Origin of the sequence: Komagataeibacter melomenusus (assembly GCF_013155395.1) — a bacterium.
Taxonomy (GTDB): Bacteria; Pseudomonadota; Alphaproteobacteria; order Acetobacterales; family Acetobacteraceae; genus Komagataeibacter; species Komagataeibacter melomenusus.
In genome coordinates this window covers 23,058-37,910 of the sequence record NZ_JABJWC010000035.1, presented here as the reverse complement: position 1 = coordinate 37,910, position 14,853 = coordinate 23,058, and the positions used below count along the sequence as shown (strand labels likewise).

14 protein-coding genes and 1 pseudogene are annotated in these 14,853 nt (G+C 59.5%); 5 read left to right on the top strand and 10 right to left on the bottom strand.

The genetic code is table 11. The features are described from left to right. Both HNW77_RS12770 and HNW77_RS12765 read right to left on the bottom strand, forming a co-directional pair. A partial coding sequence (locus HNW77_RS12770; RefSeq protein ID WP_241694455.1) for a cytochrome b occupies positions 1–422 on the bottom strand: 422 nt, incomplete at its 3' end. Positions 423–680: 258 nt separating this feature from the next. Then, on the bottom strand, positions 681–1,169 hold the full coding sequence (locus HNW77_RS12765) for a hypothetical protein (protein ID WP_039998441.1): 489 nt from the start codon (positions 1,167–1,169) through the stop codon (positions 681–683). Positions 1,170–1,738: 569 nt separating this feature from the next. Here HNW77_RS12765 and HNW77_RS12760 point away from each other — a divergent pair. After that, positions 1,739–3,280: a carbohydrate porin gene (locus tag HNW77_RS12760; protein ID WP_039998442.1), complete on the top strand. Its 1,542-nt coding sequence runs from the start codon at positions 1,739–1,741 to the stop codon at positions 3,278–3,280. Between the two features lie 73 nt (positions 3,281–3,353). Here the strand turns inward: HNW77_RS12760 and HNW77_RS12755 are convergent. From HNW77_RS12755 to HNW77_RS12730, 6 genes and pseudogenes are all read right to left on the bottom strand, one after another. Further along, positions 3,354–4,397, bottom strand: a pseudogene (locus HNW77_RS12755) (carbohydrate porin). 501 nt (positions 4,398–4,898) lie between these two features. Beyond that, positions 4,899–6,500, bottom strand: coding sequence for a B12-binding domain-containing radical SAM protein (locus tag HNW77_RS12750; RefSeq protein ID WP_007396741.1), 1,602 nt, complete (start codon positions 6,498–6,500; stop codon positions 4,899–4,901). Positions 6,501–7,128: 628 nt separating this feature from the next. Then, positions 7,129–7,827 (bottom strand): arsenical resistance protein ArsH, encoded by a 699-nt coding sequence (arsH, locus tag HNW77_RS12745; RefSeq protein WP_007396744.1) that lies wholly within the window; start codon positions 7,825–7,827, stop codon positions 7,129–7,131. Between the two features lie 20 nt (positions 7,828–7,847). Beyond that, complete coding sequence (locus HNW77_RS12740; protein ID WP_007396745.1) at positions 7,848–9,143, bottom strand: arsenic transporter; 1,296 nt, start codon at positions 9,141–9,143, stop codon at positions 7,848–7,850. Next, positions 9,143–9,565 (bottom strand): arsenate reductase (glutaredoxin), encoded by a 423-nt coding sequence (arsC, locus tag HNW77_RS12735; protein WP_007396746.1) that lies wholly within the window; start codon positions 9,563–9,565, stop codon positions 9,143–9,145. The genes HNW77_RS12740 and arsC overlap by 1 nt, the downstream gene beginning before the upstream one ends. Then, positions 9,562–9,915 carry an ArsR/SmtB family transcription factor gene (locus HNW77_RS12730; RefSeq protein WP_007396747.1) on the bottom strand — a complete coding sequence of 118 codons (354 nt, stop codon included), beginning with the start codon at positions 9,913–9,915 and terminating at the stop codon, positions 9,562–9,564. Before HNW77_RS12730 ends, arsC begins: the two co-directional genes overlap by 4 nt. Before the next feature lie 124 nt (positions 9,916–10,039). Here HNW77_RS12730 and HNW77_RS12725 point away from each other — a divergent pair, with 124 nt between their 5' ends. Continuing rightward, positions 10,040–10,441 (top strand): RcnB family protein, encoded by a 402-nt coding sequence (locus HNW77_RS12725; RefSeq protein ID WP_023524214.1) that lies wholly within the window; start codon positions 10,040–10,042, stop codon positions 10,439–10,441. A 206-nt stretch (positions 10,442–10,647) separates the two neighbouring features. Here the strand turns inward: HNW77_RS12725 and HNW77_RS17805 are convergent, their stop codons facing one another. Further along, positions 10,648–11,001: a multicopper oxidase domain-containing protein gene (locus tag HNW77_RS17805; protein WP_237701062.1), complete on the bottom strand. Its 354-nt coding sequence runs from the start codon at positions 10,999–11,001 to the stop codon at positions 10,648–10,650. A 284-nt stretch (positions 11,002–11,285) separates the two neighbouring features. Between HNW77_RS17805 and HNW77_RS12715 the strand changes: the two genes are divergently transcribed. Together HNW77_RS12715 and HNW77_RS12710 are read left to right on the top strand one after the other, a co-directional pair. Beyond that, positions 11,286–11,915 (top strand): ABC transporter ATP-binding protein, encoded by a 630-nt coding sequence (locus HNW77_RS12715; protein WP_025440182.1) that lies wholly within the window; start codon positions 11,286–11,288, stop codon positions 11,913–11,915. After that, positions 11,912–12,706: an ABC transporter permease gene (locus HNW77_RS12710; protein ID WP_039998445.1), complete on the top strand. Its 795-nt coding sequence runs from the start codon at positions 11,912–11,914 to the stop codon at positions 12,704–12,706. Before HNW77_RS12715 ends, HNW77_RS12710 begins: the two co-directional genes overlap by 4 nt. A 111-nt stretch (positions 12,707–12,817) precedes the next feature. Here HNW77_RS12710 and HNW77_RS12705 read toward each other — a convergent pair whose 3' ends face one another. After that, positions 12,818–13,903 (bottom strand): ATP-grasp domain-containing protein, encoded by a 1,086-nt coding sequence (locus tag HNW77_RS12705; protein ID WP_039998446.1) that lies wholly within the window; start codon positions 13,901–13,903, stop codon positions 12,818–12,820. A gap of 40 nt (positions 13,904–13,943) precedes the next feature. Between HNW77_RS12705 and HNW77_RS12700 the strand changes: the two genes are divergently transcribed. After that, positions 13,944–14,852 (top strand): methyltransferase, encoded by a 909-nt coding sequence (locus HNW77_RS12700; protein WP_010509896.1) that lies wholly within the window; start codon positions 13,944–13,946, stop codon positions 14,850–14,852. The last annotated feature ends 1 nt before the right edge of the window (position 14,853 follow it).

The following is a 14,853-nucleotide window of genomic DNA, read 5'->3' as shown; positions in this document are numbered from 1 at the left end:
TGCAGAATGCCGACTGTCGATGTCGGAAACCTGCCAAAGGGCGGCATGATCTGGATGGACAGGAAACTCATGGCCTGCCCATTGCCCCATCGCCACAGATATCCCAGGAGGATTTCCAGCAGGACTAAACCATACAGGCTGTATTCCACGCAGCGCGCCAGCATGGCATCAAGCCAGCGATCGGCGGCGCGGATCTGCCGTCCCCAGCCTAGTCGCCATAGCAGGCGTGCGGGAAACAGAACGCTCAGTACCATGCCTGCCGTCAGGTGGGTCACCACCAGTTGATGGTGTAGCGGGTTCCGGAACAGGCCCCATAAATTCGCGGTTGCGAACTGCAGTATGATAATGGCCGTGCATCCCCAGTGGAAAATGATTGTTGGTGCGTCATAACGTGCTGGGGAAAGGCCAGATTTGTATTTCATCCGAACGATCATATCACTCAAACATGACGCGAACCTGAACGATTGGCCGCCTTGCCGATACCTGCGGTCCGTTAGTGTTCAGACTGTAAAAAAAGAATGGAGATGGTAAACCCACGACGACACCGGCAGCGAGCAAGGAACCTGTATCCAGATAACTGTGTGGCGCCCGTGACCTAATGACATCGCAGAATATGTGCAAGCTACGGCCATTTTCGGTAAACCGGATCGCAAATGTGATGGACTGAGCTTGTTTCCCCGTTATGGAATGGCACGCTTCCCCTGTGCGATCCGGTTCGCCAGATCGCCCCATAGGCGTGCTGTTGCAAGGTTGATGTCTGCCTTTACCGAAAAAGGAGACTGGGTGCGTGAGAAAGGAGAGAGGGACATCCGTTCGCCGATAACGAAATGCCCTTGTGAAAACAGCATGATGGACAGCGATCCCTGCTGGCCCTGCCCGATGGGGCGCATGACGGCAATACGCATATGGGGCGGCGGTATCGCAATGGTATGGAAAGCGCGTAGTTCTGCATCCCCCGAAGGACAGGCTACGCTCTCCAGCACCGCATCACGCAGGACGGAATGGGGATATCCGCCATACGTGCCGTCGACATGCAGCCGGATACCCTGTTCCACTGTCTTGCAAATACCGTTTGTTTCTGTTTCTGTTTCTGTTTCGGCGCGCGCCACACAGCCGGATATGCTGACTATCATCAGGATTGCCAATCCGTAATGCACTATCGATCTCATAATATTTGTCCGGCCTCCTGGCACCTGACCCTGGCCATGCCATCATGCCGATGCTCGCTGTTCTTGTAACACGCAGACATGACGTGAACCTGAACACGGAAAATAAGGTCACGGGGGAGACGCTGCTAGCAAGAGATCAGCCGTTATGAGCAATGGTAGGGCGGCCAATCCTTGTAGCAGGCAGCATGGTACTCAGTATTACCACGCATGCCGGCGATCATTTTGTGCAGGCAGCCAAAGTGAAAAGTCTGAATTGTTTTCCATAGAAGCGGCAGCCGCGATAATTTATTTTCCGCTATGTGTTTTCGTCCATCGCCAAAGCAGAATAGACACCTTTTTATGACCTTCAGGCATATTTTTTAAAAATAATAAATTAAATTACGAGAACGATATAATATCACAATTCTCTTTTATTCACATTGTGTCTTTAACAAAAACATCATGTTGTGGAAAGAAGACCGGGTATATGATATCTGTCTGGATTACGACCTTTTTTACGATAATATGAGAAACATTTGCGACCGTGCGAACTGACATCACGCAGGATTCCGGCGGTTTGCGTTACCCGATTGTCCCGGCGTGTATGTGAGGGAATTTTCTTCTGGGGCATCGGCGGTTTCATCTCCGTTGCGGGGCAGGCCCAGACCGCCATTGCGGGTGGGCAGGCCCATCTGGGCGCCAGTACACCTTTCTTGGCCCAGATTGACCCGGCGACCGTGCGTGATTCCTGGCAAGCAGGCGCAATCACGACCAGCCACAGCCAAGATACGCCGTCTGCCGGTGGGAGCCTGCTGGGGAATATGGGGGGATTGCGTCCATGGCTGGCCCGCTACGGCCTGACGCTGAGCATTCAGGACGTCAACGAGTTATGGGGTAACGCCACGGGCGGGATCGGCAGTACCAATGGCGATGGCAGGGGATCGGGCACGGGCCCTTCCTATATCGGCATTACCATGCCGACCCTGATGGCGGATCTGGAAAGGATGATCGGGCTTAAAGGCGCGACAATCAACATCAGTGCCCTGCAGATCCGGGGACGTGCCGTCACTCAGGACCATCTGGGCAATTTCAACCCCATCAGCGGATTTGAGGCGGATCGCTCCACCCGCCTGTTTGAACTTTGGTACCAGCAGTCCTTTCTCAGGGGCGCGCTGGACGTCAAGATCGGCCAGCAGGATCTCGATACGGAATTCCTGATCAGCGATTACGCGTCCCTGTACCTCAACGCCAATTTCGGATGGCCAATGGGTCCTTCGGTCAATCTTTATGCTGGCGGTCCTTCATGGCCGCTTGCAGCTCCCGCAATCCGGTTGCGCTACCGACCCGGTGAAAAATACACATTCATGTTCGCGGCGGCGGATGACAATCCGTCGGGTAATCAGGATAGCAGTGTCTTTGGCGTGACCGGAAACCCGGCGGACCCCACCAGCCAGACCATAAGGGATGGAAGTGGCACGCAGTTCAATATGGGAACCGGCGCGCTACTGATTACCGAAATTCAGTATGCCTTCAATCCTCAATCTGGCGACAGTGGACGCGCGGCCAGTCATCCGGGCCTGTCAGGCGTTTATAAACTTGGAGGCTATTATGATACGGCACGATTTCCGGATTATCGATATAACACACAGGGACTGTCTCTTGGCGCGGATGGTGGTACACCCCGCTGGGATCGGGGAAACTGGCTGATTTACGGGATAATCGACCAGTTGATCTGGCGTCCGTCGCCTGATGCATCACGCGCACTTGGCCTGTTTGTCCGGGCGACGGGTAATAGTGGTGATCGCAATATCATAAACTTCGCCATTGATGCCGGCCTTAACCTGAAGGCGCCCTTTTCAGGCAGGACGAATGATACACTTGGTCTGGGCTGGGGTATCGGTCGCGTCACATCAGGCGTGCGTGCCTATGATCGCGCGCGCGGTGCGCTGGTGCAGGGAAACGAAAATCATTTTGAACTGACCTATCAGGCCCAGATCACACCATGGATGGTCGTGCAGCCCGATTTCCAATATGTCCTGAACCCCTCGGGCGGCACGGGAGATCCATCCTGTCCGACGCGCCTGATTGGTAATGAAGCCGTATTCGGGTTGCATACCAATGTGAATTTCTAGATGAACCTGGAATGAAAAGGCGGGGCAACACAGTCTGGTCGGATCTTTTCAAAAAAACCTTGTACAGAATGGTTCAGAATGTTACGCTGCTATGCAGACCGAAGATGGCTTCGTCATGCACATGCTGCCCTTTATTATCGAGAACACCACCACTGGGCGATATGATGCCCTGAATATCAGGCTGAAGCATGAACCATGGCGTGATTGGGATCTGATAGGTCAACTCCAGATGATATTCGGTGCCCTGCATGGGCAGGCCAGAACGCCGGTCCGCCTGGGCAAGATAGGGACTAGCCGCCCCCAGGCCCGCACCAAACCCCGCCATGTCGCCTGCACGTCCAAACGGCCCCTTCAGGGTAAACCCAGCATCTGCGGCATAGACGATCTGGTTGCGGTCGGTGTCCGCTGTTCAGTTCCCCCGAATGAAAGCGTCAAGCTCCGTTATTCGCCCGAAATGCTGCAGCGTCTGATCCGCAATGGCGTAGACGGCCCAGTTGGTTTTATGGTTTTTTCTGAGATCGGACTGGTCGGGAAAGCGTCCGGTATCAAAGTAACCGCCAAGTTTATATGTGCCCTGCCTTCCGTACAGGGTCCGCCGGTACTGGACCTCCCCGAAGAAAAGAGCGCCCGTGCGGAAACTGAAGCGCGTGCCACCGGGGTCGCGGTTTTGGTTCCACGGGTCCTTCGCGTTGATGAAGGGGCCGCCCACAGGATTGTCATCGGCTGCCGCGAACAGGAAATTCCAGTGTGGGGACAGGGTATAGCGCAACCGTATCGCAGGCGTGGCCACGGGGGAGACGGGGCCTTGGTCATACAGGTCATTATCGGGCATGATGGGCCAGGAAAAGGACGCGTTGAGGAAGTTCAGCCCGACGCTGCTGACCATGAAGTCATGCCCGAGATCCAGCTTGCCAATCCGGAAGGCCAGGCGTTCTCCCATGAATTTCTGGCTGTACCACAGTTCATATAGCCGCCCGTTATCATCCGCTTCGATATTCGATGTCTGGTTGAAAACATACAGGGGCGTATTACTGAATGGTCGCCCACGGATTTCCATGGCGCTGATGTCAAATGTACCCAGTGGCAGGCCCGTCAGGGTGTGCAGATCCGTCACCATTTCAACCGCGGCGGACCCGATGTAGTTGCTGGATGCCTGCGCGCCCCCCACCGGGTTGGACCAGAATTCATTGGTATCCGATATACGGATATCAATTCCCTGTGCCAGCAGCCGGTTCCGTATTCCGCCCCAGTTGCCGGACAGATGGGTGCGCGGGTCAATATGGTCGGGAATATTCTGCTGTGGCGTAACGCCCGCGCTCAGCACGCTTACGGGAACAGGCTGGGCATATGCAAAAGAGAAGGTTTTCAATAATATGATTGTAAATAACCATATATGATGATTATGCCAGATGCGCCTCATTTTTCGAGAAAATATCGTATAATAAAATTTAAAACAAATTATTTATTGAACAATTCTTTTCATTAATTCAATATATATTTTGATAAGTGGAATAGCTTCGTTATGTCGGAATTTATACGAAATGCGCTTTAACAGGCAGTGCATATTAGCGCTTTTATTGTACATCATGCATACTCCTTCATCTTCCCTTAACACGGTTTAGACTGGCACGAGTTCTGCCTTGACATGACGTACAACGGGCGGCACGTGCCAGCGGCCCTGGTCCACATCCGCGATCTCGCGGTCGATCTCGGCAATGACCTGGCGTGAAAACGGGCCAAGATGCAGGTAAAGCGCGCTTGTCATCACCACATAGGGCAGCGCGCGCGGGTTATGCAGGGCGCAGTCCAGCATCATGCGCCAGAACTGCCCGGCCGTTCCCGGCCCCGCACGGTGGATGCGGAACATGAGCCGGACAAAGCTGCGCAAATCACCCTTTATCATCCGGTGCGCGCGCTTGCGCCCGAGCATCCGGCCCAGCCTGCGCACGCGGCCGAAATAGGCGACTGGGTCATAGATGGCCGCAAGCACCGTCCTGTAATCGTTCAGCACGTCGCGACGCGGGCGTTTTGTCTCGAAATTCAGCCCCGCCGTGCATTGGTCGCCCGACTGCGTCTGTTCACTGCCGGAAAAAAGGCGGCCTTCCGCCAGCAGGCGCCGCGTCAGCTGCGTCGTGGGCAGGGCGTAAAGCAGGCCGACCATGCAGACTGGGATGGACGTATCCTCGATACAGTCGATCATGCCCTGGGCGACACTGCCCTTTTCGCTGTCGAAACCCACGATGAAGCCCGCATTGACGAAAATCCCGGCCTTGTGGATCGTCTCGATGCTCTGCTGCAGGCTGCGCCGCGTGTTCTGCTTTTTCTGCATCAGCACGAGGGAGTCTGTATCCGGGCTTTCGATGCCGACGAATATGGCGAAGAAATTGGTATCGGCCAGGCTGCGCAGCAGGTCGGCATCATCGGCAAGGTTGATCGATGCCTCGGTCGAGAACTCGAATGGAAAGTTCTTCTCGTTCTGCCAGCGTTTCAGGTCGGGCAGGAATTTCTTGAGCGCCTTCTTGTTGCCAATCAGGTTGTCATCGACAAAATCCACATGTCCGCGATAGCCAAGCGCGTACAGGGCATCGAGTTCGGCCATGACCTGCGCATTGGTCTTGGTGCGCGGCACTCGGCCATAGAGTTCAATGATGTCGCAGAACTCGCAACTGAACGGACAACCGCGCGAGAACTGGATGCCCACGTGCAGGTACTGATCCAGCTTGAGCAGGTCAAAGCGCGGCAATGGGCTTTTGGTCACATCCGTCTTGCCCATGGGAGCCTCAAACATGCCCTGCCGCACGCCGCTGTGCCAGACGGCGATGAAATCATCCATGATCTCTTCGGCCTCGCCCAGAACCTGAAAATTGGCGGCGCTGTAAAGCGATGGGCTGGAGGTCACGTCGGGGCCACCCACCACCACCGGCTTGCCGCGCGCGCGGCAGGTCTCGATGATGTGCAGCGCATCATTGCGCTGCGGCAGCATGCCGCCGGTCATGACCATGTCGGCCCAGTCGTAATCGGCATCCACAAGGTCTTCGGTATTGCGGTTGACCAGCCGGACTTCCCAGTCCCGGGGCAGGAGGGCTGCGACCGTGACCAGGCCAAGGGGGGCCGCCGGATAGCGTGCGCCCGCAAGATCGCAGGCTTCCTTGTAGTTCCAGAATGAATTGGCGTTGAAAAGCGGGAAGATCATCAGGACCTTGCAGGTTTCGGTCATCATGCAAGGATCCATTGCTGCAAGGACTGGTCATGATCAAGACAGATGCCTTCCCGTCCATTTCGAGACGTGGCAGCCTCAGGCAGGGCGCAACTCGACTGTAAGGGTGACATGGGGTGAACCCCTTTCGTAGTGGTGTCGGTCAGGTGGGCCGGTACAATATCGGTGACCGCCACTATTGCTTTTATCCTGGTAATCTCGAACGACCGTGGCCAACGGCATGAGCAGGCTATGATGCCCAGGCACATCAAGGCGGTATAGGACGATCGCTATATGCGAAATCAGGACACGGTGTTTGTCTTCACGTCAGGAGGGTGTTGACCACAAGAACCTTGGTAGTTTCTTGTGGATTGTGACGGATTTTACTGTTTATGGAGGTTTTCAATTGGAAAGATTCCATAACGCTATGTTCATGACAAAGTATTTCTTTTTGTTTTTACAAGAGCTTTGATAAAGCGACAAGATGGTCGCACGAAGATTGGGGTTTATTAATCCAGATCACAGGATCACGGATATGGTAAGCCTGAAGTGTTGCCGCTTTGGCGTTGGCTGGAGCGTAGCAGGCTTACGGCCCCGCAGCATGGCCGCCATCCGCAATCACCACGTTGAACGGTTCCGTCCCGTCCCGGCCTCACCGCGCTTCAGGCGGGCGATGGTCCTGCCTGCGCTCGCTATAGCGATCAACGAGGTAATCGGCCCGGTCCCGCAGCAGCCATGTGAACTTCATCAGTTCCTCCATGACATCCACCATGCGGTCATAGAGCGGGGAGGGCTTCATCCGGTCATCATCACCGAATTGCGTATAGGCCATCGGCACGCTGGACTGGTTGGGGATGGTGAACATCCGCATCCATCGGCCCAGAACCCGCAGGGCATTGACGGAATTGAAGCTTTGCGATCCGCCTGAGACCTGCATCACCGCCAGCGTGCGGCCCTGCGTCGGACGGATCGAGCCTTCGGACAGTGGCAACCAGTCGATCTGGTTTTTGAACACAGCGGTTATGTTACCGTGCCGTTCGGGGCTGCACCAGACCTGGCCTTCCGACCAGAGCGAGAGTGCGCGCAGTTCCTGCACCTTTGGATGGGTGGCAGGTACGGAATCCGCCACCGGCAGGCCGGTCGGGTCGAATATCCGCGTTTCCGCGCCGAGGGCTTTCAGGATGCGCTCCGCCTCCAGCACCAGCAGGCGGCTGAACGAGCGTGGTCGCAGCGAGCCATAGAGCAGCAGGATGCGGGGCGGATGGTCAACCCGTGGGTGTGGCTCAAGCCGCGCGAGGTCAACCCGTTCGAGATATTCCGGATGCAGGGCGGGCAAGTCAGGTGCGGTCATGGAGCGGTTCCCTTCATGCGTTACGGGTGGCTGACCCGGGGCAGCCACAGGGCCAGCGCGATGAGCGTGGCCAGCAGGACCGGCGGGGTGATGGCCAGCCCGACCTTCATGTATTGCCCCCACGTGACCCGATGATTCTTGGATGCCAGCACATGCAGCCACAGCAGTGTTGCGAGACTACCAATGGGCGTGAATTTCGGCCCGAGGTCGCAGCCGATGACGTTGGCATAGATCATCAGGTCGCGTGTCAGCGGCGTGATGTCGTGAGCCTGCTGGATCGCCAGCGCCCCGACCAGCACACTCGGCATATTGTTCATGATGGACGACAGAACAGCCGCTAGAAAGCCGGTGCCGATGGTGGCCGTGAACGTCCCTTGATGACCGAGCCAGACCAGTGCGGTCGCAAGATAGTCGGTCAGCCCGGCATTGCGCAGCCCATAGACCACCAGATACATGCCTAGGGAGAAGATCACGATCTGCCACGGGGCACCCCGCAGCACCTTGCGAACAGAGATCACCCGGCCATATCCGGCGACGAGCAGCAGGATTGCAGCGGCCAGGCAGGCTACGACACAGACCGGGATATGAAACGGCGCGGTCAGGAAATAGGCCGCCAGAACCAGGGCTAGCAGCGGAAATGCCGCTCGGAATACATGAGGGTCACGAATGGCCGTGGCAGGTGCGGGCAGTTCGGCGACGGGATAGGTCGCAGGCACCTGCCGCCGGTACCACAGCCACAAGACGGCCAGCGTTGCACCAAGTGCTACCAGATCGACAGGGACCATGATCGTGGCATAGCGATCGAACGCAATGCCAAAGAAATTGGCGCTGACGATGTTCACCAGATTGGAGATGACCAGCGGCAGGCTGGTGGTGTCCGCGACGAAGCCGGTCGCTATGATGAAGGCCAGGGCTGCAGTATGGCTCAGGCGGAGTTGAGTGAGGATGGCGATGACAATGGGCGTGAGCAGCAGGGCCGCGCCGTCATTGGCGAAAACCGCTGCAATGGCCGCTCCCAGCACCACGATCAGCGGGAATAGCGTCCGGCCTCGCCCTTTGCCCCAACGCACCGCGTGCAAGGCGGCCCAATGGAAGAACCCGGCCTCGTCCAGCAACAGCGAGATAACAATCAGCGCGATAAAGGTGAAGGTCGCGTCCCAGACGATGTGCCAGACGACCGGAATGTCGTGCCAGTGGATCACACCAGCCGCCAGAGCCACGGCGGCACCTGCCATTGCGCTCCAGCCGATGCCCAGCCCCCGAGGCTGCCAGATGACAAAAACCAGCGTGACAACGAAAATCAGAAGCGCCAGCATCAGACGATCCGCTTTCCGGATTCATCGACGGTTTTCTCGTTGTCCACTTTGACGAATGCGCCCTGCTGTGGGTTGGGCAGGATGTCCAGAACCGTCTCGGACGGACGGCAGAGCGCAACGCCGAGCGGGGTGACGACGATCGGTCGGTTCATCAAGATTGGGTGTGCGATTATGGCATCGATCAGCGCGTCATCGCTCAGGGCCGGATTATCGAGGCCAAGTTCGTGAAAGGGCGTGTCCTTTTCCCGCAGGACCGAGCGCACCGGAACGCCCATAAGGGCAATCAGATCGACCAGTTCCGCACGATTGGGAGGCGTTTTCAGATACTCGATAATGCGAGGCTCCTCGCCGCTGTTGCGGATCAGTGCCAGCACATTGCGCGACGTGCCGCAGGCCGGGTTGTGATAGATCGTGATGGTCATGAGCAGGATTGGGGGGACGGACAGCAGGAGGACAGGGTCGCGATCAGGGGCGCACAGAGTTCGGGACTGCCCGCACAGCAGTCCCTGACGAGGAAGAGCATCAGGTCCTGCAGGCGAGAAAGACAGGCGCGATAGACGATCTGCCGACTGTGGCGTTGCGCGCTCAGCAGGCCGGCACGTGTCAGGATCGCGAGGTGGGTCGAGATCGTGTTCTGCGGCATATCAAGATGGCGAGCGACATGTCCGGCGGGCAGGCCGTCCGGTTCATGGCGCACAAGCAGGCGGAAGATAGCCAGCCGCGTGGACTGGGACAGGGCGCTGAGCGCGGCAAGGGCCGATTCCATATCCATATATCTTTGATTGTGGATATATAAAATAATGTCAATCCCTGTCCTGGCGCGGGGGGGGGGGCGTACGTTCATGCATAAGCCATGAGAGCCTGTGTTCCTTACCCTGCTTGCCGATGGAGGCACCATGATAGATCGATTTCCGGCCGCCATCCTGTCAGCCTGCCTGATCCTGACCAGTGCGACGGCCCGTGCGGATCCGCCATGGGGGCATGGCGGTCATGACCGTCGTGGCGGGGAGCGTGGCCATGGCCATATGAGGGACTGGCGAAGGGGGGAGTATTATGTCAACTGGCGGTCGCGGCAGTGGCGGGGCCGTGACTGGCGGCGCTACCATGGCCTGTGGGCACCGCCATCAGGCTATTACTGGATGCAGTCCGGAGCGCAGTACCTGCTTGTGGCGGCGGTAACCGGACTGATCGCGGGCGTGGTTGCTGCCACTACAGGCGTGGCGATGCCTGTACCGGTCGTGCCTGCTTACCCGACGGCGCCCTATCCGGCAGCACCAGCTTATACGCCACCTTATTGAATGGGCCGTTGATCGTGAATGACCTGTAGCCGACCTCGAACCCCTTCGTCCCTTGCGTGGCGACCGCGTCGGCGCCCTTTCCCAGCCGCTGGAGTTCGGCTACCGGGTCGCCCGCAAGCGCACCCACCGCCATGTCGCCGCCACGGCTGAAGAATGGCGCGAATTCCTTCAGCACAAGGAATATCTCGCGGTCATGGGCGCCAGGATTATCCTTCGGCTCGATATAGACCAGCCCGACCTGCCCGGTATAGGTACCACGGTTGAGATCGCCCCCGGCCATGCCAATGCACCAGTTCCGGCGTATCGGTATCATTGAAGATGTCGATCACGCTGAGCCTGCCTTCCTCAAGCCGCAGCAGGGGGCCGGGAAACTGGCCATTATAAAGCGTGGTTGAAATGATGCGCCCGGGGGCAAGTTCGACCTGTCCCGTGGCGATCCGCAGCGTATGGTCCGCTTTTCCACCCATGACGGGGCCAGCGCCACGGCCCCGGCGCGGGATCATGGCCGCCGGCGTCGTTCGTCCGGACAATGCCAGAAAGGAACGGCGATCCAGCATCATGGTAATATCCGATTATGGGCAAACAGGCAGGGTTCCCAACGCCTACAGCGTTGGCCGGTTTCATCGGGCTGGCGCGGGGGCAGGCCGTCCTGTCGCCGGGACCTGTCCATAAATGGACCGTAGCCCGGGCCATGCACACCGGCGCGATGCCGGTCGCCATGTCCGGCGAGGATATAATATTTCCTCATATCGAGAAATTCAGATATGAGAAAAGGCCCGGGACTGGACGCAACGTGGCTGATGTCTTCGCGCGAACGGGCAGGGATGGCTGTTCAGGAGGATGGATGACTGTAGCGACAGATCAGGCCAGGCCTGTGGCGCTGGAGGTACTGGCCTTGCGCAGCGTCCATGGTGGCCCGTTTGCATTCACTGTCCCGGCGGGGGCGTGCGTGGCGATCACCGGGTCATCAGGCAGCGGGAAGTCGGTACTGCTGCGCATGATCGCGGATCTTGACCCGCATGAAGGCGATGCACGCATCGATGGACAGGCCTGCTCGGGCATGCCTGCGGCGCAGTGGCGCCGCCTGGTGCAATATGTCCCGGCGGAACCCGCGTGGTGGTCCGATATCGTGCTGGACCACATGGTGGATACGGACGCGGTGCGCGCGCTGGTCGCGCGCCTTGGCCTGCGGGAAGACTGCCTGCGCTCGCCGCTGTCACGCCTGTCCACGGGGGAACGCCAGCGGCTGTCCCTGATCCGCGCCCTGCTGCTGCATCCCCGTGTCCTGCTGCTTGATGAACCCTGTTCGGCGCTGGATGCCGCCACGACGGACAGGGTTGAAGCCGTTCTTCAGGAGGCAAGGGCGCAGGGGACGGCCATTGTCCTGGTCTCGCACGACATGGGGCAGGCGGGGCGCATGGCCGGGACGCGGTTCCGGATGGCACGGGGACACATGGAAGAAATCGCGCCATGACACCCATAGTGCTGACGACCGGGGACATGCTGGTGGCCGCTGCCCTGATCGCCATCGGCAGCGCGCTGTCGTTCCTGCTGTCGCTGGGGTTGCAGCGGGTGCTGCTGGTTTCCGCCGTGCGCATGGCGGTACAGCTTGCGCTTGTCGGCAGTGTGCTTTTGTTCGTGTTTGGTCATGCCTCCGTGTGGCTGACCATCGGGCTGCTGGCCTTCATGTTCACCGCCGCCGCCCGGGAAGCCGGGTCACGCCAGCAGGTCCGCCTTGGTCTGTGGTGGCATTTCGGGATCGCGGGTGCCTCCACGGTAACAGGGACGGTCATCGTGGTGCTGATCGGGCTGTTGACCGGCCTCCAGCCCCACCCGTGGTATGTGGCCCGCACGGCCATTCCCCTGACGGGCCTGCTGCTGGGCAATGTCATGAATGCAACAAGCCTGTCGATGAATACACTCCTGTCCGCCATCACGCGCGAACGGCAGGCCATCGAGGCGCGGATCATTCTCGGCGCGACCCGCGCGCAGGCAATGAACGGCCTGATTCGCCAGGCCATCCGGACGGCCCTGCTGCCGACGCTGAACCAGATGGCGGCCGCCGGGATCATTACCATGCCCGGAATCATGACAGGGCAGATCCTGGCGGGGATGAACCCCTTGGCAGCCTCAAGGTACCAGGTCCTGCTGATGTCACTTATCGTCAGTGGCAACCTGATCGGCGCGACAGCCGCGGCCTACCTGGCAGCCTGGCGGCTGACGGACAGCCGGGGGAGGCTGCGGCTGGAACGCCTGCTTCCCTGATTGCAGAAGGGGTGAGGCGGTGGAACCACGTATCATGGCATGACAGCGCCGATCAGGGTCATACAGATGCGGAGCCTGTTTCCAGATCATGATCCGGGCTGCACATATGAACTAATTGGACGAAGGATAGCGCCGCATCAGCCTGAGTTGCCGCCACCATGCCGTGGCCAGCGCCATTGCGCTGATCGGGACCGCGCCATCGGCCCGCATCCGGGCCGCCAGCGCGAACAGGGCCGCCTGCTTGGCGAACACGCCACGATAGGCATCCCGCAGGCGCATCGTCGGGTCCCAGAACTGGATGGCTTCGGATCCGGCGCCGTTGATTTCGATAATCCGGAACTCTCCGCGTTGCAGGGCCGCCTCGCTGCCAAAACGTACGTCCAGGCGACCGAAATGGAAGCCGTGCATGGAGCGGGCTATGGCATCGACACGGTCTTCAAGGGCAGGGGTATTGAGCCGCATGGCATCCTCATAGCGGCCGCCCACCCGCAGGGACGCGACCGTGCCAAGGATGACGCGTTCGCCACGCATCGGAACATGGTCAATCCCTCTGGTGGAAAGGGCGCGCCGGTAATGCCCGATCCGCGAGCACAGCCGTGGGTCGGCGGCCATCAGGGCCGCGATGGAACGCACGCCGTCGCCCGTGACCTGTGGGGAATGCCGGATGGCGAGACCGATAAGGCGGCCATGGGCTTCGGTCGGGCCACGGCTGTAGAACAGTCCGGCCTCAAAGGGGCCGGGCACGAATTCCTGCAAGAGGAAGCTGGCGTCGGGGGGGAAGGCCGCGATGTAGGCCGTCAGCCCATCTACGACATCGATCCGTCGCACGCCATGGCCGCACCAGCCGATATCGGGCTTGGCAACCAGCGGGTAGCCCAGTGTCCGCGCCATGGACGCTGCCGCCGGGATGTCAGCGGGGGAGACGAGGACGGTACGGGCGACCCATGGCGCATGCGCCTGACCGATCCGGGCCAGGCAGGCTGCTTTTGATTCGCCTGCCAGTCCCCCGGTCTCGATCGCCGGATTGACCACCGATGGCAGCGTCAGGCTGCGATAGCGTAGCCCCAGCCATAGCCACTGCAGGACAAGGGGTATACACAATACCGGCTTCGGAAGCTGTTCCATCGCACCAAAGCTGCAGGCGTTGCCAGCATGGTGGGAACAGGCGTAATTCGTGCTGCGTTGGGGCTTCATCATGGACAATCCTATCTTCCCCGCGGCAGTTCGGGATCACGCAATGCAACAGGTGGGGATCACGCTGTTGCGATCAGGCTACAGGTTTGTCTGCCCCACGCCAGAGACCCAGCGCCGCGTCAACGCGCGACCGGGTAATGGGTGGGCGGCGAACCCCGTCGATATCTTTGGCTGGAGCCGGCCCTTCCGGCGTGATGCGCTGCCCGTGTCCCTCTTTGCGCAGGCGACGGAAGCAGGGATGCTTGTCGCTGATAACGGGGCCTGGCGCAGCCGGTTCCGGTTCTCCACGCTGGGGGGCAACGGGTTCTTCCATTCCGCCTTTCCCACCGTGGCGGCGGATGCGGTGTTCTTCGGCCCCGACAGCTACCGGTTCGGCGCGGTGCTGGCGGCCCACCTGCGCTCCGCCCCGCCGCCCGTGCGGGCAGTGGACATTGGCTGCGGCACGGGACTTGGCGCGATCATGATTGCACAGGTCTGCCCGTCAACCGAAGTGGTGATGGTCGATATCAACCCCGACGCATTGCGGCTGGCGCGGATCAACGTTGGTCTTGCCGGCGTCGGCGGCATCATGGCGTGGCAGGGCGATCTCCTGTCGGGGCTTTCGGGTGCATTCGACCTGATCATCTCCAACCCACCCTATCTGCCCGATCCCGGTTGCAGACTGTACCGAGATGGCGGCGGCAGGCTGGGGGCGGGCCTGTCACTGGCGATTGTCAGAACGGCCATGGAGCGGCTGACGCCCGGCGGGACGTTGCTGCTCTATACCGGGACCGCAATCATCAATGGGGACAATCCCTTCCTGCGCGATGTGGTGGCCCTGCTGGATGGCCGGGAGTTTACGTGGGCGGCCACTGAGCTCGATCCGGATGTCTTTGGTGAGGAGCTGGAGAATGGTCCGCTATCCACGGCGGAGCGGATCGCGGTGATCTGCCTGACCGTGACACGGCGATAGC